This is a genomic window from Cupriavidus malaysiensis (assembly GCF_001854325.1).
Taxonomy (GTDB): Bacteria; Pseudomonadota; Gammaproteobacteria; order Burkholderiales; family Burkholderiaceae; genus Cupriavidus; species Cupriavidus malaysiensis.
Genome location: NZ_CP017754.1, coordinates 1,658,560 through 1,681,850 on the forward strand (window position 1 = coordinate 1,658,560; position 23,291 = coordinate 1,681,850).

At 66.0% G+C, this 23,291-nt stretch carries 22 protein-coding genes and 1 tRNA gene; 21 read left to right on the forward strand and 2 right to left on the reverse strand.

Going from position 1 to position 23,291, the window contains the following annotated elements:
• Positions 1–202 precede the first annotated feature (202 nt).
• The 21 genes from pnp to BKK80_RS07310 all read left to right on the forward strand — a co-directional run bounded on the left by pnp (position 203) and on the right by BKK80_RS07310 (position 21,470).
• On the forward strand, positions 203–2,374 hold the full coding sequence (gene pnp / locus BKK80_RS07210; protein ID WP_071011884.1) for a polyribonucleotide nucleotidyltransferase: 2,172 nt from the start codon (positions 203–205) through the stop codon (positions 2,372–2,374).
• 214 nt (positions 2,375–2,588) lie between these two features.
• Entirely contained in the window at positions 2,589–3,593 is a 1,005-nt protein-coding gene (locus BKK80_RS07215; RefSeq protein WP_071011886.1) for an NAD(P)H-quinone oxidoreductase, read from the forward strand.
• 254 nt (positions 3,594–3,847) lie between these two features.
• The gene (tpiA, locus tag BKK80_RS07220) at positions 3,848–4,591 is read left to right on the forward strand and encodes a triose-phosphate isomerase (protein ID WP_418235891.1); all 744 of its coding nucleotides are present in this window, start codon (positions 3,848–3,850) and stop codon (positions 4,589–4,591) included.
• Positions 4,592–4,636: 45 nt separating this feature from the next.
• Positions 4,637–5,008, forward strand: coding sequence for a preprotein translocase subunit SecG (secG, locus tag BKK80_RS07225; protein ID WP_071011888.1), 372 nt, complete (start codon positions 4,637–4,639; stop codon positions 5,006–5,008).
• Between the two features lie 187 nt (positions 5,009–5,195).
• Positions 5,196–5,280, forward strand: a tRNA-Leu gene (locus BKK80_RS07230).
• A 170-nt stretch (positions 5,281–5,450) separates the two neighbouring features.
• Positions 5,451–5,810 (forward strand): NADH-quinone oxidoreductase subunit A, encoded by a 360-nt coding sequence (locus BKK80_RS07235; RefSeq protein ID WP_071011889.1) that lies wholly within the window; start codon positions 5,451–5,453, stop codon positions 5,808–5,810.
• A 6-nt stretch (positions 5,811–5,816) separates the two neighbouring features.
• Positions 5,817–6,299, forward strand: coding sequence for a NuoB/complex I 20 kDa subunit family protein (locus BKK80_RS07240; protein WP_020203631.1), 483 nt, complete (start codon positions 5,817–5,819; stop codon positions 6,297–6,299).
• 1 nt (position 6,300) lies between these two features.
• Complete coding sequence (locus BKK80_RS07245) at positions 6,301–6,900, forward strand: NADH-quinone oxidoreductase subunit C (protein WP_071011891.1); 600 nt, start codon at positions 6,301–6,303, stop codon at positions 6,898–6,900.
• Positions 6,901–6,908: 8 nt separating this feature from the next.
• Entirely contained in the window at positions 6,909–8,162 is a 1,254-nt protein-coding gene (locus BKK80_RS07250; protein ID WP_071011893.1) for an NADH-quinone oxidoreductase subunit D, read from the forward strand.
• A 196-nt stretch (positions 8,163–8,358) separates the two neighbouring features.
• Positions 8,359–8,856, forward strand: a complete 498-nt coding sequence (gene nuoE, locus BKK80_RS07255; RefSeq protein WP_071016220.1) for an NADH-quinone oxidoreductase subunit NuoE — start codon at positions 8,359–8,361, stop codon at positions 8,854–8,856.
• Between the two features lies 1 nt (position 8,857).
• Complete coding sequence (gene nuoF / locus BKK80_RS07260) at positions 8,858–10,153, forward strand: NADH-quinone oxidoreductase subunit NuoF (RefSeq protein ID WP_071068783.1); 1,296 nt, start codon at positions 8,858–8,860, stop codon at positions 10,151–10,153.
• A gap of 12 nt (positions 10,154–10,165) precedes the next feature.
• Positions 10,166–12,532, forward strand: a complete 2,367-nt coding sequence (gene nuoG, locus BKK80_RS07265) for an NADH-quinone oxidoreductase subunit NuoG (protein WP_071068784.1) — start codon at positions 10,166–10,168, stop codon at positions 12,530–12,532.
• A 21-nt stretch (positions 12,533–12,553) separates the two neighbouring features.
• The gene (gene nuoH / locus BKK80_RS07270) at positions 12,554–13,618 is read left to right on the forward strand and encodes an NADH-quinone oxidoreductase subunit NuoH (RefSeq protein WP_071011898.1); all 1,065 of its coding nucleotides are present in this window, start codon (positions 12,554–12,556) and stop codon (positions 13,616–13,618) included.
• Between the two features lie 71 nt (positions 13,619–13,689).
• Entirely contained in the window at positions 13,690–14,181 is a 492-nt protein-coding gene (nuoI, locus tag BKK80_RS07275) for an NADH-quinone oxidoreductase subunit NuoI (RefSeq protein ID WP_071011900.1), read from the forward strand.
• A gap of 178 nt (positions 14,182–14,359) precedes the next feature.
• Complete coding sequence (locus BKK80_RS07280; RefSeq protein ID WP_071011901.1) at positions 14,360–14,995, forward strand: NADH-quinone oxidoreductase subunit J; 636 nt, start codon at positions 14,360–14,362, stop codon at positions 14,993–14,995.
• Positions 14,996–15,012: 17 nt separating this feature from the next.
• A complete protein-coding gene (gene nuoK / locus BKK80_RS07285; protein WP_010809122.1) occupies positions 15,013–15,318 on the forward strand; it encodes an NADH-quinone oxidoreductase subunit NuoK in 306 nt (101 codons plus the stop codon).
• A 62-nt stretch (positions 15,319–15,380) separates the two neighbouring features.
• Complete coding sequence (gene nuoL / locus BKK80_RS07290) at positions 15,381–17,471, forward strand: NADH-quinone oxidoreductase subunit L (RefSeq protein WP_071011903.1); 2,091 nt, start codon at positions 15,381–15,383, stop codon at positions 17,469–17,471.
• A gap of 13 nt (positions 17,472–17,484) precedes the next feature.
• Positions 17,485–18,951, forward strand: a complete 1,467-nt coding sequence (locus BKK80_RS07295; protein ID WP_071068785.1) for an NADH-quinone oxidoreductase subunit M — start codon at positions 17,485–17,487, stop codon at positions 18,949–18,951.
• A gap of 18 nt (positions 18,952–18,969) precedes the next feature.
• Positions 18,970–20,448 (forward strand): NADH-quinone oxidoreductase subunit NuoN, encoded by a 1,479-nt coding sequence (gene nuoN / locus BKK80_RS07300; protein ID WP_071011907.1) that lies wholly within the window; start codon positions 18,970–18,972, stop codon positions 20,446–20,448.
• A 22-nt stretch (positions 20,449–20,470) separates the two neighbouring features.
• Complete coding sequence (locus BKK80_RS07305) at positions 20,471–20,782, forward strand: DUF2818 family protein (RefSeq protein WP_071011909.1); 312 nt, start codon at positions 20,471–20,473, stop codon at positions 20,780–20,782.
• A 43-nt stretch (positions 20,783–20,825) separates the two neighbouring features.
• A complete protein-coding gene (locus BKK80_RS07310) occupies positions 20,826–21,470 on the forward strand; it encodes an NUDIX domain-containing protein (protein WP_084545507.1) in 645 nt (214 codons plus the stop codon).
• 229 nt (positions 21,471–21,699) lie between these two features.
• Here the strand turns inward: BKK80_RS07310 and BKK80_RS07315 are convergent, their stop codons facing one another.
• Complete coding sequence (locus BKK80_RS07315) at positions 21,700–22,464, reverse strand: crotonase/enoyl-CoA hydratase family protein (RefSeq protein WP_071011913.1); 765 nt, start codon at positions 22,462–22,464, stop codon at positions 21,700–21,702.
• A 27-nt stretch (positions 22,465–22,491) separates the two neighbouring features.
• The gene (locus BKK80_RS07320) at positions 22,492–23,259 is read right to left on the reverse strand and encodes an SDR family NAD(P)-dependent oxidoreductase (RefSeq protein ID WP_071068786.1); all 768 of its coding nucleotides are present in this window, start codon (positions 23,257–23,259) and stop codon (positions 22,492–22,494) included.
• Positions 23,260–23,291 lie beyond the last annotated feature (32 nt).

The following is a 23,291-nucleotide window of genomic DNA, read 5'->3' on the forward strand; positions in this document are numbered from 1 at the left end:
TACCGGGGCCAGCCAAGGAAGCAGGGTCTTGTGTCATTCCAGCGCGCCATCGCCGCCCGGGACGGGGTGGCAGGTGGCGCGCTGGAATGGCATAGCACTCCCCTTCGACCGCGACTGGCGCAGACCCGGCAGTTAGCCCGCGGCTGGGAACGCGGGCGTTGCACCCTCGGGTGCAAGCATGAACGAAGACGAAGGAACGCTCATGACCATGTTCAACAAAGTCGTCAAGCAATTCCAGTGGGGCCAGCACTCCGTGCGCATGGAGACCGGTGAGATCGCACGCCAGGCTGGCGGCGCGGTGATCGTCGATGTGGAAGACACCGTGGTGCTCGCCACCGTGGTGGCCGCCAAGACCCCGAAACCCGGCCAGGACTTCTTCCCCCTGACCGTCGACTACATCGAGAAGACCTACGCCGCCGGCAAGATCCCGGGTGGCTTCTTCAAGCGCGAAGGCCGTCCCTCGGAGCTGGAGACGCTGACCTCGCGCCTGATCGACCGTCCGCTGCGCCCGCTGTTCCCGGAAGGCTTCTACAACGACGTGCAGGTGGTTGTCCACGTGCTGTCGCTGAACCCGGAAGTGCCGGCCGACATCCCGGCGCTGATCGCTTCCTCGGCCGCCCTGGCCGTGTCCGGCATCCCCTTCAACGGCCCGGTGGGCGCTGCCCGCGTCGGCTACAAGGACGGCCAGTACCTGCTGAACCCGACCCGCGCGCAGATCGCCAGCTCCGACCTGGACCTGGTCGTGGCGGGTACCGAGCGCGCCGTGCTGATGGTGGAATCGGAAGCCAACCAGCTCTCCGAAGAGGTGATGCTGGGCGCCGTGGTCTATGGCCACGAGCAGATGCAGATCGCCATCAACGCCATCCATGAACTGGTGCGCGAGGGCGGCAAGCCGGAGTGGGACTGGACCGCGCCGGCCAAGAACGAGACCCTGATCGCACAGGTCAGCGAGATCGGCCTGCCGCTGCTGCAGGAAACCTACCAGCTGCGCCAGAAGGCCGCGCGCAGCCAGAAGCTGAAGGAAGTCTACGCGACCGTCGCGGCCAAGCTGCAGGAAGCCGGCGTGGAAGCCGACAAGGTCGAAGTGGGCAACATCCTGTTCGATCTGGAAGCGAAGATCGTGCGTGGCCAGGTCCTGGCCGGCGAGCCGCGTATCGACGGCCGCGACACCCGCACGGTGCGCCCGATCGAGATCCGCTCCTCGGTGCTGCCGCGCGCGCACGGCTCGGCGCTGTTCACCCGCGGCGAGACCCAGGCGCTGGTGGTGGCCACGCTGGGCACCAAGAGCGATGAGCAGATCATCGACGCCCTGTCCGGCGAATACCGCGACCGCTTCATGCTCCACTACAACATGCCCCCGTTCGCCACCGGCGAGACGGGCCGCGTGGGCAGCCCGAAGCGTCGCGAGATCGGCCACGGCCGCCTGGCCAAGCGCGCGCTGATCGCCGTGCTGCCGAAGGAAGACGAGTTCGCCTACACCATCCGCCTGGTATCGGAGATCACCGAGTCGAACGGTTCCTCCTCGATGGCCTCGGTGTGCGGCGGCTGCCTGGCGCTGATGGACGCGGGCGTGCCCGTCAAGGCCCACGTGGCCGGCGTGGCCATGGGCCTGATCCTCGAGGGCAACAAGTTCGCCGTGCTGACCGACATCCTCGGTGATGAGGACCACCTCGGCGACATGGACTTCAAGGTGGCCGGTACCGACCACGGCATCACCGCGCTGCAGATGGACATCAAGGTCCAGGGCATCACCAAGGAAATCATGCAGGTGGCGCTGGCCCAGGCCAAGGACGGCCGTCTACATATCCTGGGCAAGATGCAGGAAGCGATGGGCCACGCACGCACCGAACTGTCGGCGCACGCACCGCGCATGATCACCATGAAGATCCATCCGGACAAGATCCGCGAAGTGATCGGCAAGGGCGGCTCGACCATCCAGGCGCTGACCAAGGAAACCGGCACCACCATCGACATCCAGGAAGACGGCACGATCACCATCGCGTCGACCTCGACCGAAGGCATGGCGGAAGCCAAGCGCCGCATCGAGGGCATTACCGCGGAAGCCGAAGTGGGCAAGATCTACGCCGGTACCGTGCTGAAGCTGCTGGACTTCGGCGCCATCGTCAACATCCTGCCGGGCAAGGACGGCCTGCTGCACATCTCCGAGATCGTCAACGAGCGTGTCAAGGACATCAAGGACTGGCTGAAGGAAGGCCAGCAGGTGCGCGTCAAGCTGATCCAGGCCGACGAGAAGGGCCGTCTGCGTCTGTCGCTGAAGGCGGCGCTGGCGGAAGAGGGTGGCACCATCACCCCGATCGCGCAAGCCGGCGAGGCAGCGCCCGCACCGGCTGCCGGCTCGACCGAGCAGCAGTAAGCGCGGCAGGCCGCGCCCCGTTCAGGCGGGGCGCGCAGCGGAAAAACGGCTGGCGATGTCCAGCCGTTTTTTTGTTTACACTGCGGCAGTTCCGCGGCTTGCGCGGACGGCGCGGCCCGCGGGCCGGCCCCCGCGCAAGCCGCGTGTCCGCTTCCTTTTTTTCGCGGCACAGGCGCGCAGCATGCGCCGCGCACCCTCACAGCAAGGAGTCCCAATGCGAGCCATCGAGATCCGTGAATACGGCGCCCCAGAGGTCCTGCAGGAAACGCAGCGCCCGGATCCCCAGCCCAAGGCCGGCGAGATCCTGATCCGCGTCGCGGCCTCGGGCGTCAACCGGCCCGACGTCTTCCAGCGTACCGGCAACTACCCGGTGCCGCCCGGCGCCTCCGACCTGCCCGGCCTGGAAGTGGCCGGCGTGGTGGCGGGCGGCGATCTCGCGCACGCCGACAACCGCTTCGGCCTCAAGGTGGGCGACCGCGTCTGCGCCCTGGTGCAGGGCGGCGGCTACGCGGAGCTGTGCACGGCGCCGGTGGCGCAATGCCTGCCGGTGCCGGCCGGGCTGTCTGACATCGAGGCCGCGGCATTGCCGGAGACCTTCTTCACGGTGTGGAGCAACGTCTTCGACCGCGGCTACCTGGGTCGCGGCCCGCGCGGCAAGGACGAGACGCTGCTGATCCAGGGCGGCTCCAGCGGCATCGGCACCACGGCCATCCAGATCGCCAAGGCGCTCGGCTTCAAGGTCTTCGTCACCGCCGGCAGCGCCGACAAGTGCGCCGCCTGCGAGGCGCTCGGCGCGGATCGCGCGATCAACTACAAGACCGAGGACTTCGTCGCCGAGATCAAGGCCCTTACCGAAGGGCGCGGCGTCGACGTGATCCTCGACATGGTCGCCGGCCCCTACCTGGCGCGCGAACTGTCCTGCATCGCCGATGACGGCCGCATCGTCATCATCGCGCTGCTCGGCGGCGCCAAGGCAGAAATCCCGCTCGGCGACATCCTGCGCCGGCGCATCACCGTCACCGGCTCCACGCTGCGCCCGCGCCCGGCTGCATTCAAGGGCGAGATCGCGCGCGCCCTGCACGAGCAGGTGTGGCCGCTGCTGGCCGCCGGCCAGATCAAGCCGGCGATTTTCCGCACCTTCCCGGCAGCGCAGGCGGCCGAAGCGCATCGCCTGATGGAGTCGAGCGAGCATATCGGGAAGATCGTCCTGACCTGGTGAGGGGGGGGCGCCAAAACCGTTGGCCAAGCATTGTGTCTTGGCTCCCTCTCCCCGCATGGGGAGAGGGTGGGGGAGAGGGGTGGTCTAGCAAGGCGCCACGCGCAACGAAGCCGCCGGTGTGGTCCAGCGCGCCAAGGCAAAGAGGAAGCCGCCTCTTGGTTCTTTGGGTGGCTTGGCCGCCGTTCCGTGCCGACATGGCGCCGTCGCAATCCCCACGTTACAATACTGGGTTTAGTCAAAATGAGGCAGGGGCGATTCGCGTGAGAGACAAGCTCGTCATCGGCAACTGGAAGATGCATGGCAGCCTGGCCGCCAATGAGGCGTTGCTGGCTGCGATCAAGGCGGCACCGGCGCGTGCGCGCCTGGCGGTGTGCGCACCGTTCCCCTACCTGGCGCAGTGCCAGGCCTTGCTGCGCGGCAGCGCGGTGGCCTGGGGCGCGCAGGATGTGTCGGCCGAGGCGCGCGGTGCCTTCACCGGCGAAGTGGCCGCTTCGATGCTGGTCGACTTCGGCGTAAGCTACGCCCTGGTCGGGCACTCGGAGCGCCGCAGCTACCACGGCGAGACCGATGCGGTCGTCGCGGCCAAGGCGCTGCGTGCGCTCGATGCGGGCATCGTGCCGGTGGTGTGCGTGGGCGAAACCCTGGCGCAGCGCGAGGCGGGCGAGACCGAGGCCGTGGTCGGCCGTCAGCTGCAGGCGGTGCTGGATGCGCTGTCGGTCGAGCAGCTCGGCCGCGTCGTGCTGGCCTATGAGCCGGTCTGGGCCATCGGCACCGGCAAGACCGCGACCAGCGCGCAGGCGCAGGCCGTGCATGCCTTCCTGCGGGCACAGGTGGCGGCGTGCGACGCCGGCGTGGCGCAGGGCATGGCCATCCTGTATGGCGGCAGTGTCAAGCCGGACAACGCCGCCGAACTGTTCTCCATGGCGGATATCGACGGGGGGCTGATCGGTGGCGCCTCGCTCAAGTCGGAAGATTTCCTCGCGATCGGCAACGCCTGAATGCCGGCCGTATCGATCGATTGATCAGGCAAGCGAATCAAACAAATGGCAATTTTCAAAACTCTGTTGGTGGTCCTGCAGGTGCTGTCCGCGCTGGGCGTGATCGGTCTGGTGCTGCTCCAGCACGGCAAGGGCGCGGATGTCGGCGCGGCCTTCGGCTCGGGAGCCTCGGGCAGCCTGTTCGGTGCCACCGGCTCGGCCAACTTCCTGTCGCGCACGACGGCGGTGCTGGCGACGGTCTTCTTCGCCTGCACGCTGGCCCTGACGCTGATGACCAACTACCGTCCGGCGGCTTCGCTGGGGGTGATGGGGGCCGCGCCGCAGGTTGCGCCGGCCGCCGCTTCGGCGCCTGCCGCCAGCGCACCGGCCGCGGCTGCCGCGGCGTCGGCGCCGGCTGCGCCTGCAGTACCGAAATAATCAGGATTCGGACCCCGGGATTCCTGATCTTTTTTGCAGTTGTGCATTGAACAAATCGGGTTTCCTGGGTTAGAATCCAAGTCTTGAAACGATTCCCCAGCGGTGGGTCTCAAACCAGATCGAAAGGTCGAGCGAGAGTCCCGAAGGGTCCTAAAACCCGGCGCCAGGCAACATTGTTTCTCCCCCAGCCGACGTGGTGAAATTGGTAGACACGCTATCTTGAGGGGGTAGTGGCGAAAGCTGTGCGAGTTCGAGTCTCGCCGTCGGCACCAAACAACTTGATCGGAGTTCGCGTCACGGGCCTTTGCGCGTTGTGCGTGAGGTGAACTCCGGCAGTCCGCAAGGCGGCGCCGTGCTTCTACGGAATGGCGCTTGGGGTGGGCAACAGGACGCCGCTTCAGCTGGTGCTGTTGACAACATTCCAGATAAGGCTGGCCGTACCTTGAACCTCGAAGCCTACTTCCCCGTCCTCATCCTCATCATCTTCGGCACCGTGCTTGGCGTGGCGCTGATGTCGATCGGCAGGATCCTCGGTCCCAACAAGCCTGACGCCGCGAAGCTCTCTCCCTACGAGTGCGGCTTCGAAGCCTTCGAGGATGCGCGCATGAAGTTCGACGTGCGCTACTACCTCATCGCCATTCTCTTCATTCTGTTCGATCTCGAGACAGCCTTCCTCTTCCCCTGGGGTGTTGCCCTGAAGGAGATCGGCTGGCCGGGTTTCATCGCCATGGGCGTGTTTCTGCTGGAATTCATCGTGGGCTTCGTCTACATCTGGAAAAAGGGCGCGCTCGATTGGGAGTGATGTGAAATGGCAATCGAAGGCGTTCTCAACGAAGGCTTCGTCACGACTACCGCTGACAAGCTGATCAACTGGACCCGCACCGGGTCGCTGTGGCCGATGACCTTCGGCCTGGCCTGCTGTGCCGTGGAAATGATGCATGCCGGCGCCGCGCGCTACGACCTGGACCGCTTCGGCGTGGTGTTCCGCCCGTCGCCGCGCCAGTCCGACGTGATGATCGTGGCCGGCACGCTGTGCAACAAGATGGCGCCCGCGCTGCGCAAGGTCTACGACCAGATGGCCGAGCCGCGCTGGGTGATCTCGATGGGCTCGTGCGCCAACGGCGGCGGCTACTATCACTATTCCTACTCGGTGGTGCGCGGCTGCGATCGCATCGTGCCCGTCGATATCTACGTGCCGGGCTGCCCGCCGACCGCGGAGGCGCTGATCTACGGTGTGATCCAGTTGCAGAACAAGATCCGCCGCACCAACACCATCGCGCGCAAGGGCTGACATGGCGAGCATCGATACCCTCAAGTCCGCTCTCGAGAAGGTCCTGGGCAAGCGCGTACAGAAGCTGGTCGAGTCGCTCGGCGAGCTGACCCTGATCGTCAAGGCCGAGGACAGCCTGGAAGCCGCCCGCCTGCTGCGCGACGATCCCGCGCTGCGCTTCGAGCAGCTGATCGACGTTTGCGGCGTCGACTATTCCGACTTCGGCGACGGTGCCTGGGAGGGCGCGCGTTTCGCCGCCGTCTCGCACCTGCTGTCGGTCACCCATAACTGGCGCCTGCGCCTGCGTGTGTTCGCGCCGGACGACGATTTTCCGGTGGTGCCGTCGCTGATCGATATCTGGAACTCGGCCAACTGGTTCGAGCGCGAAGCATTCGACTTCTACGGCATCGTGTTCGAAGGCCATCCGGACCTGCGTCGCCTGCTGACCGACTACGGTTTCGTCGGCCACCCGTTCCGCAAGGACTTCCCGGTCTCGGGCTTCGTGGAAATGCGCTACGACCCCGAGCAGAAGCGCGTGATCTACCAGCCCGTGACCATCGAGCCGCGCGAGATCACCCCGCGCGTGATCCGGGAAGACAAGTACGGCGGCGTGCAGCACTGAGAAGCGCAATGGCAGACATCAAGAACTACACCCTGAACTTCGGCCCGCAGCACCCGGCGGCCCACGGCGTGCTGCGCCTGGTGCTGGAACTGGACGGCGAAGTCATCCAGCGCGCCGACCCCCACATCGGCCTGCTGCACCGTGCCACCGAGAAGCTGGCCGAGCAGAAGACCTGGATCCAGAGCGTGCCCTACATGGACCGTCTCGACTACGTGTCGATGATGGTCAACGAGCACGCCTACGTGATGGCCATCGAACGCATGATGGGCATCGAAGTACCGGTGCGCGCGCAGTACATCCGCGTGATGTTCGACGAGATCACCCGCCTGCTGAACCACCTGATGTGGATCGGTGCGCATGCGCTGGACGTGGGCGCGATGGCGGTGTTCCTGTACGCTTTCCGCGAGCGCGAAGACCTGTTCGACATGTACGAGACGGTGTCGGGCGCGCGCATGCACGCGGCCTACTACCGTCCGGGCGGTGTCTACCGCGACCTGCCTGACACGATGCCGCAATACAAGGCGTCGAAAGTCCACAATGAGCGCGCCCTCAAGGTGATGAACGAAGCCCGCTCGGGTTCGCTGCTGGACTTCATCGAAGACTTCACCAACCGCTTCCCGAAGTACGTCGACGAATACGAGACGCTGCTGACCGACAACCGGATCTGGAAGCAGCGCCTGGTCGGCATCGGCGTGGTCAGCCCGGAGCGCGCGCTGCAGATGGGCTTCACCGGTCCGATGCTGCGTGGTTCGGGCATCGAGTGGGACCTGCGCAAGAAGCAGCCCTACGAGGTTTACGACAAGGTCGACTTCGACGTGCCGGTGGGTGTGGGCGGCGACTGCTACGCGCGCTACCTGGTGCGCGTGGAAGAGATGCGCCAGTCCAACCGCATCATCAAGCAGTGCATCGAGTGGCTGCGTCGCAACCCGGGTCCGGTCATCACGGACAACCACAAGGTGGCGCCGCCGTCGCGGGTGGACATGAAGACCAATATGGAAGAGCTGATCCACCACTTCAAGCTCTTCACCGAAGGTATCCACGTGCCCGAAGGCGAAGCCTACGCGGCGGTGGAGCACCCGAAGGGCGAGTTCGGCATCTATGCGATCTCCGACGGCGCCAACAAGCCTTACCGCCTGAAGATCCGGGCGCCTGGCTTCGCGCACCTGGCGGCGCTCGACGAAATGGCCAAGGGCCACATGATCGCCGATGCAGTGACGATCATCGGTACCCAGGACATCGTTTTCGGCGAGATCGACCGCTGAAGACAGGCCGCGGGCTCCCGGACGACGATCCGGGCGCACCCGCGCCGTGCCCGCGACGGGCGCGGCCGGGTGAAACCCGCGGCGCACCGGCAAGCGCCGAGCGCGCGCCGGCGGCGAACGGGCAAGGACGGCAGCGACGGCTGCGAATCTGCGGGGCACCCGGCCAAGGGCGCTCCGGCGTATTACTGCAATGACCATGCTATCAGCAGAAGCTCTCAAGGAAATCGATCGCGCGATCGCCAAGTATCCGGCCGACCAGAAGCAGTCGGCGGTGATGGCGGCACTGGCCGTGGCGCAGGGCGAGGTGGGCTGGGTTTCCCCCGAAGTCATGCAGTTCGTCGCCCAGTACCTCGACATGCCGCCGGTGTGGGTCGAGGAGGTGGCGACCTTCTACAACATGTACGACACCAAGCCGGTGGGCAAGTACAAGCTGACCGTCTGCACCAACCTGCCGTGTGCCCTGTCGGGCGGCGAACGCGCCGGCGAGCACCTGAAGCACAAGCTCGGCATCGACTACAACGAAACCACCCCGGACGGCTGCTTCACCCTGAAAGAGGGTGAGTGCATGGGCGCCTGCGGCGACGCGCCGGTGATGATCGTCAACAACACGCGCATGTGCAGCTTCATGAGCAACGAGAAGCTCGACGCGCTGGTCGACGAACTGAAGGCCGAGGCCGCGAAGGGGAACAAGTAAGATGACCTCTCTGCACGACCGCCACATCAAGCCGCTGATCCTGGCCGGCCTCGATGGCCAGAACTGGCACCTCGAGGACTACGTCAAGCGCGGCGGCTACCAGCAGCTCAAGCGCATCCTCACCGAGAAGATTCCCCCCGAGCAGGTCATCGCCGACGTCAAGGCCTCCGGGCTGCGCGGTCGCGGCGGCGCGGGCTTCCCCACCGGCCTGAAGTGGAGCTTCATGCCGCGTACGTTCCCGGGGCAGAAATACCTCGTCTGCAACACCGATGAAGGCGAGCCGGGCACGTTCAAGGACCGCGACATCATCCGCTACAACCCGCACGCGCTGATCGAGGGCATGGCCATCGGAGCGTACGCGATGGGCATCACCGTGGGTTACAACTACATCCACGGCGAGATCTGGAACGAATACAAGATCTTCGAGCAGGCGCTCGAAGAGGCGCGCGCGGCCGGCTTCCTGGGCGACAACATCCTGGGCTCGGGCTTCAACTTCCAGCTGCATGCGCACCATGGCTACGGCGCCTACATCTGCGGCGAGGAAACCGCGCTGCTGGAGTCGCTGGAAGGCAAGAAGGGCCAGCCGCGCTTCAAGCCGCCGTTCCCGGCCAGCTTCGGCCTGTACGGCAAGCCGACCACCATCAACAACACCGAGACCTTCGCCGCGGTGCCCTTCCTGCTGGCCATCGGGCCGGAGAACTACATGAAGATGGGCAAGCCGAACAACGGCGGCACCAAGATCTTCTCGATCTCCGGCGACATCGAGCGCCCCGGCAACTACGAGATCCCGCTGGGCACGCCGTTCGCGACCCTGCTGGAACTGGCCGGTGGCATGCGCGGCGGCAAGAAGATCAAGGCGGTGATCCCGGGCGGCTCGTCCGCCCCGGTGGTGCCGGGCGACATGATGATGGCGTCCGACATGGACTACGACTCGATCGCCAAGGCCGGCTCGATGCTGGGCTCGGGCGCGGTGATCGTGATGGACGAGACGCGCTGCATGGTCCGCTCGCTGCTGCGCCTGTCCTATTTCTATTTTGAAGAATCGTGCGGCCAGTGCACGCCGTGCCGTGAAGGCACCGGCTGGCTCTATCGCATGGTCAAGCGTATCGAACACGGAGAAGGCCGCCAGGAAGACCTGGACGTGCTCAACAACGTCGCGGAAAACATCATGGGCCGCACCATCTGCGCGCTCGGCGATGCGGCAGCAATGCCCGTCCGCGGCATGCTCAAGCACTACTGGAAAGAGTTCGAATATCACGTCGAACACAAGCAGTGCATGGTTCCGGCCTACATCTAAGCGTGGCAGAACATGGTTGAACTCGAGATCGACGGCAAGAAGGTTGAGGTTGCTGAAGGCAGCCTGGTGATGGAAGCGGCCCGCCAGCTGGGCACCTACATCCCGCACTTCTGCTACCACCGCAAACTGTCCATCGCGGCGAACTGCCGCATGTGCCTGGTCGAGGTCGAAAGGGCCCCGAAGGCGCTGCCGGCCTGCGCGACCCCGGTCACGCCGGGCATGAAGGTCTTCACCAATTCGGAGAAGGCAGTCAAGGCGCAGAAGTCCGTGATGGAATTCCTGCTGATCAACCACCCGCTGGATTGCCCGATCTGCGACCAGGGCGGTGAGTGCCAGCTGCAGGACCTGGCCGTGGGCTACGGCGGCAGCGAATCGCGCTACAAGGAAGAGAAGCGCGTGGTGTTCCACAAGAACGTGGGCCCGCTGATCTCCATGGAAGAGATGACGCGCTGCATCCACTGCACCCGCTGCGTGCGCTTCGGCCAGGAAGTGGCCGGTGTGATGGAGCTGGGCATGCTGAACCGCGGCGAGCATTCGGAGATCACCACCTTCGTCGGCCAGACCGTGGATTCGGAGCTGTCCGGCAACATGATCGACCTGTGCCCGGTCGGCGCGCTGACCAGCAAGCCGTTCCGCTACTCGGCCCGTACCTGGGAACTGGCACGCCGCAAGTCGGTGTCGCCGCACGACGGCCTGGGCGCCAACCTCGTGGTCCAGACCAAGAACCAGCGCGTGATGCGCGTGGTGCCGCTGGAAAACGAAGAGGTCAACGAGTGCTGGCTGTCCGACAAGGACCGCTTCTCGTACGAAGGCGTGAACAGCGCCGACCGCCTGACCAAGCCGCTGCTCAAGCAGGGCGGCCAGTGGATCGAGACCGACTGGCAGACCGCGCTGGAATATGTGGCCAACGGCCTGGCCGGCATCAAGCGCGAGCATGGCGCCGACCAGATCGCCGCGCTGGCCAGCCCGCACAGCACGCTGGAAGAGCTGCACCTGCTGGCCAAGCTGGTGCGCGGCCTCGGCAGTGACAACATCGATTTCCGCCTGCGCCAGGCCGACTTCTCGGCCGGCCTGCAGGGTGCACCGTGGCTGGGCATGCCGGTGGCCGAGGTGAGCACGCTGCAGCGCGTGCTGGTGATCGGCTCCTCGCTGCGCAAGGATCATCCGCTGCTGGCCGCGCGTCTGCGCCAGGCCGGCAAGAAGGGCGCCCGCGTCGCCGTGCTGGGCGCCGGCGGTGAGGACCTGCTGATGCCGCTGGCCGCGCGCATCGACGTGGCCCCGTCGGGCTGGACCGCCGCGCTGGCGGGCATCGCCCGTGCCGTGGCCGCCGCCAAGGGCGTGGCCGCTCCGGCTGGCACCGAAGGCTTCGACGGCGACGCGCAGGCCAAGACCGTGGCCGAAGCGCTGCTGTCGGGCGAGCGCCGCGCAGTCTTCCTCGGCAACGAGGCCGTGCGCCACCCGCAGTTCTCCGCGCTGCATGCGCTGGCACAGTGGATCGCCACCGAGACCGGCGCCACGCTGGGCTTCCTGACCGAAGCCGCCAACACCGTCGGCGGCTACCTGGCCGGCGCGCTGCCGCAGCAGGGCGGCGCCAACGCCCAGGCCCTGCTGGAAACCCCGCGCAAGGCCTACGTGCTGCTGAACACCGAGCCGGAGTTCGACTCCGCGGATCCGCGCCGCGCGCTGGCCACGCTGTCGCAGGCCGGCACCGTGGTGGTGCTGTCGCCGTTCCGCTCGGAAGCGGCGCTGCAATACGCCGACGTGATCCTGCCGGTCGCGCCGTTCACCGAGACCGCCGGCACCTTCGTCAACTGCGAAGGCCTGCCGCAGAGCTTCAACGGCGTGGTGCGCGCGCTGGGCGAGTCGCGCCCGGCGTGGAAGGTGCTGCGCGTGCTCGGCAACATGCTGGAAGTGCCTGGTTTCGACTACGACAACGCCGAGTCGGTGCGTGACGAAGTCCTGGCCAAGCCGGTCGCGCCGCAGCTGAACAACGCCACCCAGGCGGCCATCCGCGTCAGCGCCGCCGGCGCCGGCGTCGAGCGCATCGCCGACGTGCCCATCTATCACGCCGACCCGATCGTGCGCCGTGCCGACTCGCTGCAGCTGACCGCTGCCGCGCGCCGCGCCATGCAGGTCGGCCTGCCGACCGCGCTGTTCGAGAGCCTGGGCATCCAGTCCGGCGATCCGGTGCGCGTGACGCAGGGCGATGCCAGCGTCGTGCTGCCGGGCGTGCTCGAAGCCACGCTGCCCGCCAACACGGTGCGCGTGCCCGCCGCCACCAGCGCTGCTGCCGCGCTGGGCGCGATGTACGGCCAGGTCAAGGTCGAGAAGGCCGTCGAACTCGGTGCCGCCAAGGCGGCTCCGGCGGTCACGGCTTAAGAAGAATAGCGAGAAAGAAACATGATCGACTGGATTACCTCGCAAGGGCACAACCTGTTCGGCGTCGCCTGGACGCCGATCTGGATCCTGGTCCGCGCCGTGCTCATCGTACTGCCGCTGCTGCTGTGCGTGGCCTACCTGATCCTGTGGGAGCGCAAGCTGATCGGCTGGATGCACGTGCGTCTGGGACCGAACCGCGTCGGCCCGCTGGGCCTGCTGCAGCCGATCGCCGACGTGCTGAAGCTGCTGCTCAAGGAAGTGATGACGCCGACCCAGGTCAGCCGCGGCATCTACTTCATCGCGCCGCTGATGGTGCTGATGCCGGCGGTGGCGGTGTGGGCGGTGATCCCGTTCCAGGCCGAGCTGGTGATGGCCAACGTCAATGCCGGCCTGCTGTACGTGATGGCCATCAGCTCGGTGGGCGTGTACGGCGTGATCCTGGCCGGCTGGGCCTCGAACTCGAAGTACGCCTTCATCGGCGCCATGCGCGCCGCCGCGCAGATGATCTCGTACGAAATCGCCATGGGCTTCGCCCTGGTGACCGTGCTGATGGTCTCCGGCAGCCTGAACCTGTCGGCCATCGTCAACAGCCAGAACACCGGCTACTTCGCCGGCATGGGCCTGAACGTGCTGTCGTGGAACTGGCTGCCGCTGCTGCCGATGTTCGGTGTCTACTTCATCTCGGGCGTGGCCGAAACCAACCGCCACCCGTTCGACGTGGTGGAAGGCGAATCGGAAATCGTGGCCGGCCACATGATCGAGTACTCCGGCATGGCGTTCGCGCTGTTCTTCCTGGCCGAGTACATCAACATGATCATCATCTCGACGATGACCGCGCTGATGTTCCTGGGCGGCTGGGCTTCGCCGTTCGATGTGCCGGGGCTGAACGCGATCCCTGGTTTCTTCTGGCTGCTGATCAAGGTTTTCCTGCTGCTGTCGGTGTTCATCTGGATCCGCGCCTCGTTCCCGCGCTACCGCTATGACCAGATCATGCGCCTGGGCTGGAAGGTGTTCATTCCGCTGACCGTCGGCTGGCTGATCATCGTGGCGATCTGGATCAAGTCGCCGTGGAACATCTGGCACTGAACGGCCGGAAGGGCCAACGGACGGCGCGCGCCGCAGCGCGCGCCGCGCGGAATCACTAGGAAGCAATCGTCATGCTGCTCGCCATCAAGGACTTCTTCAACAGCCTGCTCCTGAAGGAACTCTTCAAGGGCATGGCTCTGACCGGGCGTTATCTCTTCGCCCGCAAGGTCACTGTCCAGTTCCCGGAAGAGAAAACCCCGATCTCGCCGCGTTTCCGCGGCCTGCACGCTCTGCGCCGCTACCCCAACGGGGAAGAGCGCTGCATCGCCTGCAAGCTGTGCGAGGCCGTGTGCCCGGCGATGGCCATCACCATCGAGTCGGACGTGCGCGCCGACGGCACGCGCCGCACCACGCGCTACGACATCGACCTTACCAAGTGCATCTTCTGCGGCTTCTGCGAGGAAGCCTGCCCGGTGGACGCCATCGTCGAAACGCAGATCCTCGAGTACCACGGCGAGAAGCGGGGCGACCTGTACTTCACCAAGGACATGCTGCTGGCAGTGGGCGACCGCTACGAACCGCAGATCGCCGCGGCCAAGGCGGCGGACGCCAAGTACCGCTGATCGAGTCCGGGCCCGCTGCCGTGTGGCGGCAGGTCCGGCAAGGCGGGCGGCCAGTCCGGCCGCCGCAGCCAACCGAAATTGAATCGTGCCCTGCGAGGGGCCAAGGCTAGGAAGCCGCAAGCGCGGGCCACCCGGGGGTGTGCGTGCCGTGCGGCCCCAAGAGGATCCGATAGGGACCATGGAACTCACGACCACCATCTTCTACGTCTTTGCGCTGGTGCTGGTGCTCTCCGCACTGAAAGTCATCACTGCGAAGAACCCGGTGCACTCCGCACTGTTCCTCGTGCTGTCGTTCTTCACGGCCGCGGCGATCTGGATGCTGCTCAAGGCGGAATTTCTCGCCATCCTGCTGGTGCTGGTGTACGTCGGCGCCGTGATGGTGCTGTTCCTGTTCGTGGTGATGATGATCGACATCGACATCGAGCACCTGCGGCGGGACTTCTGGACCTACGTGCCGATGGCCTCGATCGTCGGCGCGCTGATCATCGCCGAGATGGCCATCGTGCTGGTGCGCAACTTCATCGGCACCACCAGCCCGGTGGTCAACGCGGCCGCGCAGGCGCCCGGCTACTCGAACACCGCCGCGCTGGGCAAGCTGATCTACACCGACTACATCTTCGCCTTCGAAGTGGCCGGGATCATCCTGCTGGTCGCCATCATTGCCGCCGTGGCCCTGACGATGCGCCGCCGCAAGGACACCAAGTCGCAAGACATCTCCGAGCAGCTGCGTACCCGCCGCGACGATCGCGTGCGCCTGGTCTCGATGCCGGCGCAGGTTGCGCAAGCCGCCGATGCGGCCAACAACAAGAACTGAAGCCACGGAGAAACGCTGTGCTCTCTCTCGCCCATTTCCTCGTGCTCGGTGCGATCCTGTTCGCCATCAGCATCGTTGGTATCTTCCTGAACCGCAAGAACGTGATCGTGCTGCTGATGGCGATCGAGCTGATGCTGCTCGCGGTCAACATCAATTTCGTCGCCTTCTCCCACTACCTGGGGGACCTGGCCGGACAGGTTTTCGTTTTCTTCATCCTCACGGTGGCCGCCGCCGAGTCGGCAATCGGTCTCGCGATCCTGGTGGTGCTGTTCCGCAACCTGGACACGATCAACGTGGACGACATGGATACGCTCAAGGGCTGACCTCATGACTGCTCACGTAAAGACCCCAGATCGCTCACCGACCGCACACCAATAAGCGTCCTATGGCAACCACGCTCAACCCCAACCTGCTGCTGGCGATTCCGCTGGCGCCGCTAGCCGGCGCCGCGATAGCCGGCCTGTTCGGCACCAAGTTCTTCGGCTGCACGACCTCGGATTCCCGCGCCGGCCGGGTGATGGCCCACACGGTGACCATCCTCGGTGTGGCCATCGCCTTCGTGCTGTCGGTGCTCGTGCTGCGCGACGTGCTGGACGGTGCCAGCTTCAACGGCACCATCTACGAATGGATGAGCATCGGCGGCCTGAAGATGGAGGTGGGCTTCCTGGTCGACTCGCTGACCGCGATGATGATGGTGGTGGTCACCTTCGTCTCGCTGATGGTGCACATCTACACCATCGGCTACATGCAGGGCGACCCCGGCTACAACCGCTTCTTCGCCTACATCTCGCTCTTCACCTTCTCGATGCTGATGCTGGTGATGAGCAACAACTTCCTGCAGCTGTTCTTCGGCTGGGAAGCGGTGGGCCTGGTGTCCTACCTGCTGATCGGCTTCTGGTTCACCCGCCCGACCGCCATCTTCGCCAACATGAAGGCCTTCCTGGTCAACCGCGTCGGCGACTTCGGCTTCATCCTGGGCATCGGCCTGCTGCTGGCCTACAGCGGCAGCCTGAACTACACCGACGTGTTCGCGCAGCGCGACCAGCTCGCCACCGTGATCTTCCCGGGTACCGACTGGCTGATGATCACCGTGGCCTGCATCTGCCTGTTCATCGGCGCGATGGGCAAGTCGGCGCAGTTTCCGCTGCACGTCTGGCTGCCTGACTCGATGGAAGGCCCGACCCCGATCTCCGCGCTGATCCACGCCGCCACCATGGTGACGGCCGGCATCTTCATGGTCAGCCGCATGTCGCCGCTGTTCGAGCTGTCCGACACCGCGCTGTCCTTCGTCCTGGTGATCGGTGCCATCACCGCGCTGTTCATGGGCTTCCTCGGCGTCGTCCAGAACGATATCAAGCGCGTGGTGGCCTACTCGACGCTGTCGCAGCTGGGCTACATGACCGTCGCACTGGGCGCTTCGGCCTACTCGGTGGCCGTGTTCCACCTGATGACCCACGCCTTCTTCAAGGCACTGCTGTTCCTCGGCGCCGGCTCGGTCATCATCGGCATGCACCACGACCAGGACATGCGCAATATGGGCGGCCTGCGCAAGTACATGCCCATCACCTGGCTGACTTCGCTGGTCGGTTCGCTGGCGCTGATCGGCACGCCGTTCTTCGCGGGCTTCTACTCCAAGGACTCGATCATCGAGGCGGTGGCGGAATCGCACATCGCGGGCTCCGGCTTCGCCTACGTGGCGGTGCTGGCCGGCGTGTTCGTCACGGCGTTCTACTCCTTCCGCATGTACTTCCTGGTCTTCCATGGCGAGGAACGCTTCGGCAAGGCCAACCACGACCACCACAACCATCATGGCGACCATGAGGACGAGGAGGTCTCGGCGGATCACCACCATGGCCTGGCCCCCGGCGAGAAGCCGCACGAGTCGCCGTGGGTGGTGACCTTGCCGCTGGTGCTGCTGGCCATCCCGTCGGTGATCATCGGTGCCATCGCCATCGAGCCGATGCTGTTCGGCGACTTCTTCAAGCACGGCGTGGCCTTCAAGGATGTGATCTACGTCGGCGAGAACCACCATGCGATGGCCGAGCTGGCCGAGGCCTTCCACGGCTGGGTGCCGATGGCACTGCATTCGCTGACCACCCCCGTGCTGTGGCTGGCCATCGCCGGCGTGGTCCTGTCGTGGTTCTTCTACATGAAGCGCCCCGACATCCCGGAGGCGATCAAGCAACGCTTCTCCGGCGTGTACAAGCTGCTCGAGAACAAGTACTACCTGGATGACATCAACCAGGCAGTGTTCGCCAAGGGTGCGCGCCTGATCGGCGGCGGTCTGTGGAAGGGCGGCGACCAGGGCCTGATCGACGGCCTGGTGGTCAACGGTTCGGCACGTGTGGTGGCTTCGTTCGCCGCCGCCAGCCGCTACCTGCAGTCCGGCTACATCTACCACTACGCGTTCGCGATGATCGTGGGCATGCTGGTGCTGCTGACTCTGACCATCACCGGCGTGATAGGCACCAAGTAAGGAAAACAACGAAATGGTTCTGTCATTCGCAATCTGGCTGCCTATCTTCTTCGGCTTGCTGGTGCTCGCCTTCGGTTCGGACCGCAGCAAGTGCTTCGTGCGCTGGATGTCGCTGTTCGGCTCGCTGGTGAGCTTCGTCGCCACCCTGCCGCTGATGTTCCACTTCGACCGCTCCACGGCGGCCATGCAGTTCGTGGAGAAGTCGACCTGGATCGAACGCTTCAACATCCAGTACCACCTGGGTGTCGACGGCATCTCGATGTGGTTCGTGGTGCTGACCGCCTTCATCACCGTGATCGTGGTGATCTCGGCCTGGGAGGTGATCACCGAGCGCGTGGCCGAGTACATGGCCGCGTTCCTGATCCTGTCCGGCCTGATGGTCGGCGTGTTCGCGGCGCTGGACGGCCTGCTGTTCTACGTGTTCTTCGAGGCCACGCTGATCCCGATGTACATCATCATCGGTGTCTGGGGCGGTCCGAACCGTGTCTACGCAGCCTTCAAGTTCTTCCTGTACACGCTGCTGGGCTCGCTGCTGACGCTGGTCGCGCTGATCTACCTGTACAACAAGACGGGTACCTTCGAGATCCTGCAATGGCATGACGCCAAGCTGTCGATGAACGAGCAGATCGCGCTGTTCGTCGCCTTCTTCATGGCCTTCGCGGTCAAGGTGCCGATGTGGCCGGTGCACACCTGGCTGCCCGACGCCCACGTGGAAGCGCCGACCGGCGGTTCGGTGGTGCTGGCTGCCATCATGCTGAAGCTGGGTGCCTACGGCTTCCTGCGGTTCTCGCTGCCGATCGCGCCGGACGCCAGCCATACGCTGGCCCCGTTCATCATCACCATCTCGCTGATCGCGGTGATCTACATCGGCCTGGTGGCGCTGGTGCAGGCCGACATGAAAAAGCTGGTCGCCTACTCGTCGATCGCGCACATGGGCTTCGTCACGCTGGGCTTCTTCATCTTCAGCGAGATCGGTATCGAAGGCGGCATCGTGCAGATGATCTCGCACGGCTTCATCTCGGGCGCGATGTTCCTGTGCATCGGCGTGCTGTACGACCGCGTGCACTCGCGCCAGATCGCCGACTACGGCGGCGTGGTCAACACCATGCCGAAGTACGCCGCGCTCGCCGTGTTCTTCGCCATGGCCAACTGCGGCCTGCCCGCGACTTCCGGCTTCGTCGGCGAGTTCATGGTGATCCTGGGTTCGGTCAAGTACAACTTCTGGATCGGCCTGCTGGCGGCGACCGCCCTGATCCTCGGTGCGGCCTACTCGCTGTGGATGGTCAAGCGCGTGGTGTTCGGCGACATGGTGCACCAGCACGTGCGTGAACTGGCCGACCTGAACAAGCGCGAGTTCTTCATGCTCGGTGTGCTGGCCCTGATGACCCTGTACATGGGCCTGTACCCGAAACCCTTTACCGACGTGATGCACGCGTCCGTGGTGAACCTGCTGTCCCACGTGGCACAGTCCAAGCTGTAAGCGGGGGAGAGAGAGAATATGCAACCGTCCTCTTCTAGTCTGGCACCTGTGGCGCCAATCATCTTCCTGGCCGTGGCCATCGCGGCGATCAACTGGATCGACCTGGCGCGCGGCAAGGGCAAGCAGAGCGTCGCCTATCCGCTGTCGCTGCTGGCGACGCTGGTGCTGACGTTCTGGTTCGGCCTGGACGCAGCCGGTGGCGAGACGCACTACGTCTTCGCCAACCTGGTGGTGGTCGACCCGATGGCCAACGTGCTGTCGGCCTTCTGCAGCCTGGGCATGTTCGCCACGCTGGTCTACACCCGCAACTACCTCGCCGAGCGCGACATGTTCGCCGGCGAGTTCTACATGCTGTCGCTGTTCACGCTGGGCGGCCAGATCGTGATGATCACCGGCAACAACTTCCTGACCCTGTACCTGGGCCTGGAACTGCTGTCGCTGTCGTCGTACGCCCTGGTGGCCCTGCGCCGCGATTCGCGCGTGACCTCCGAATCGGCGATGAAGTACTTCGTGCTGGGCGCGCTGGCTTCGGGCTTCCTGCTGTACGGCATGTCGATGATGTACGGCGCGACCGGTTCGCTGAACCTGGGCGAGGTGTTCCGCGTGGTCGAGTCCGGCCGCGTCAACAACACCATGCTGGCCTTCGGCGTGGTCTTCCTCGTCGCCGGCCTGTCGTTCAAGCTCGGCGCCGCACCGTTCCACATGTGGATCCCCGACATCTACCAGGGTTCGCCGACCGCGGTCACGCTGCTGATCGCCGGCGGTCCGAAGGTGGCGGCATTCGCGCTGATGCTGCGCGTCCTGGTCGAAGGCCTGCTGCCGCTGGCGGTGGACTGGCAGATGATGCTGGTGGTGATGTCGGTGGCCTCGCTGGCGATCGGCAACCTGACGGCCATCGTGCAGACCAACCTGAAGCGGATGCTGGCGTATTCCACCATCTCGCACATGGGCTTCGTGCTGCTGGGCATGCTGTCCGGCGTCGCCGGTGGCAAGGCTGACGGCGCTGCCGGCGCCTACAGCGCGTCGATGTTCTACTCGGTGACCTACCTGCTGACCACGCTGGGCACCTTCGGCCTGATCCTGCTGCGCACCAGCAAGGGTTTCGAAGCCGAGACGCTGGAAGACCTGAAGGGCATGTCGCGCCGCAACCCGTGGTTCGCCTTCCTGATGCTGGTGATGATGTTCTCGCTGGCCGGCATCCCGCCGACCGTGGGCTTCTACGCCAAGCTGTCGGTGCTGCAGGCCGTGGTCTCGACCGGCCAGACCTGGCTGGCCGTGGTGGCGGTGCTGTTCTCGCTGATCGGCGCCTTCTACTACCTGCGCGTGGTCAAGCTGATGTACTTCGACGCGCCGGTGGGCGAAGAGAAGATGGAAGCCACCTTCGGCCTGCGTTCGCTGCTGAGCCTGAACGGCCTGGCGATCATCCTGCTCGGCATCTTCCCGGCCGCGCTGATGAACCTGTGCTACACGGCGATCCGCGCCACCCTGGCGTCCTGATCGCAACGGCGGAGCGGCGGCGATGAGCACTTCGGCAGGCGGCTGGTTTGTCATCGTGCTGGCACTGATCTGTGCCAACCTGCCGTTCGTCAACCAGCGGCTGTTCGGCCTGGTGCCGCTGCGCCGGCCGCTCAAGCCGCTGTGGCTGCGCCTGGGCGAACTGCTCGTCTGGTACGGCGTGGCCGGCGCCGCCGGCTTCGCTGTCGAGGCGAGCCTTGGCAATGCTTTCCCGCAAGGGTGGCAGTTCTACGCCATCACCGCCTGCATGATGCTGGTGTTCGCCTTCCCGGGCTTCACCTGGCAATATCTCGTCAAGCACCGCGCCGCGGCCTGAAGCTCCCCTCCGGGAACGGGCCGCGCCCATTCCCGGAGTGTTCATGAGCGACAAGATCGAACTGGCCCGCGCGGCCGCTGCCCCCCATGCCCCCGACGCCTCCGACGGCGCCCGCGATGCCGGGTTGACGGAGACGTGCGTCGCCTCGGCGACCCTGCACCAGGGCAAGTTCCTCACGCTGAAGCAGGATATCGTCGCGCTGCCCGACGGCAAGCACGCGGGGCGCGAGTACGTGCTGCACCCCGGCGCGGTGATGATGATTCCGCTGTTCGACGACGGCCGCGTGCTGATGGAGCGGCAGTTCCGCTATCCCATCGGCAAGGTCATGGTGGAGTTCCCGGCCGGCAAGCTGGACCCCGAGGAGGGCGCCTTGCGCTGCGGCCAGCGCGAACTGCTGGAAGAGACCGGCTACCGCGCGGAGCGCTGGGACTACCTGACGCGCATCCACCCCGTCATTTCCTACTCGACCGAGTTCATCGACATCTTCCTCGCGCGCGGCCTGCAGGCCGGCGAGGCGCAGCTCGACGAAGGCGAATTCCTCGAGACCTTCATCATGCCCGCCGGCCAGTTGATCGACTGGGTGCGCCAGGGCCGCGTCAGCGACGTCAAGACCATCATCGGTGCGTTCTGGCTGGAGAAGGTGCTGTCGGGCGCCTGGGCGCCAGGCGAACTCCCGGTGCCGCGCTGAGGCAGCGGCCGGCGCAGGTTTGCGCCGGCCGGGCTGCACCCGTTCGCCGGGCGCAGGCACTGGTGTTGGTGCATCTCGTAGGCTTCGTCCCGCGCGACGGAGTTCGCACTGCACGGGTTCGCTCCCCGCTCCCGCTTGCGGAGAGGGGCCGGGGGAGAGGGCAGGCGCCGGCCCGTCGCGGCAGAGCCCGCTGGTCGACGCGCTTGCCTTCGCCCTGCTGCCTTGCCGCCTACTTACCCGTCCAGACTGGCTTGCGCTTCTCGGCAAAGGCCGCCGCGCCCTCGCGCGCGTCGGACGAGGCAAGCACCGGAGCCACCAGCGGGCGCTGGCGCTCGAACATCTCCTCGTTGGACCAGTCGGCCGACTCGGCGACGATGCGCTTGCTGGTGGCAACCGCCAGCGGCCCGTTGGCGCCGACCGCGGCGGCCAGCGCCAGCGCGCCGTCGAGCGCCTGGCCCGGTTCGGCCAGGCGGTTGACCAGGCCATAGGCGTGGGCCGCCTCGGCGCTCATCATGTCACCGGTCAACGCGTACTCCATTGCCACGTGGTAGGGTACGCGGCGCGGCAGGCGCATCAGTCCGCCGGCGGCGGCGACCAGCCCGCGCTTGACTTCCGGCAGGCCGAATTTCGCTGCACGCGAGGCCACGATCAGGTCGCAGGCGAGCGCCAGCTCGAAGCCGCCGGCCAGTGCATAGCCTTCCACCGCGGCGATCAGCACCTTGCGCGGCGGTGCCTCGGTCAGGCCGCCGAAGCCGCGCCCGGGCAGGCTGGGACGCTTGCCGGCGAGGAAGCCCTTCAGGTCCATGCCGGAGCAGAAGGTGCCGCCGGCACCGGTCAGCACCGCCAGGGCCAGCGTGTCATCGGCCTCGAGCCGGTCGATCGCCGCGGCCAGGGCGGTGGCGGTCTCGAAGTCCATCGCATTGCGGGCTTCGGGGCGGTTGAGGGTGATCAGCAGCACATTGCCGCGCGTCTCGAGCTGCAGCGTATCGCTCATTTGCGGTCTCCTCGACTCGGCCGCGCGTCAGCGCGGCTGCATGCGGATGGCGCCGTCCAGGCGGATGGTCTCGCCGTTGAGCATGGGGTTCTCGAGGATGTGCAGCGCGGTCGAGGCGTACTCGTCGGGTGCGCCCAGGCGTGCCGGGTGGGGCACCATGGCGCCCAGCGAGCTACGCACGTTCTCCGGCAGCTTGGCCAGCAGCGGGGTGTCGAACAGGCCGGGGGCGATGGTGCAGACGCGGATCAGGCGCTGGGCCAGGTCGCGCGCAGCCACCAGCGTCATGCCGACGATGCCGGCCTTGGCCGAGGCGTACGGGATCTGCCCGATCTGGCCTTCGTAGGCGGCTACCGAGGCGGTCAGCACGCAGGCGCCGCGCTCGCCGTCGACCGGCTCGTTCTTCGCCATGCGGGCCGCGGCGAGGCGCAGCGTGTTGAAGGTGCCGACCAGGTTGATGCGCACGATCGACTCGTACTTTTCCAAGGAGCCGGGAGAGCCGTCCTTCTCGACCAGGCGCACGGGGCCGCCCAGGCCGGCGCAATGCACCAGGCAGCGCAGCGGCGCGAGCGCCTCGGCGGCGTCGAAGACGCGGTTCATCTGCTCGGTGTCGCACACGTCGGCCTGGACGAAGGTCACCTTGCCCTGCAGCGCGTCGAGTGCCGCCGCGCCGCGCTCGGCCGACAGGTCGCAGATGACCACGGCGACGCCGCGTTCGAGCAGGCGGCGGGCGCTGGCCAGGCCCAGGCCGGAGGCGCCGCCGGTGACGACGGCGGACATTTGCGAATCAAGCTTCATTTCGGGTCTCCTGTTGGTCTGTCTTGGGATTC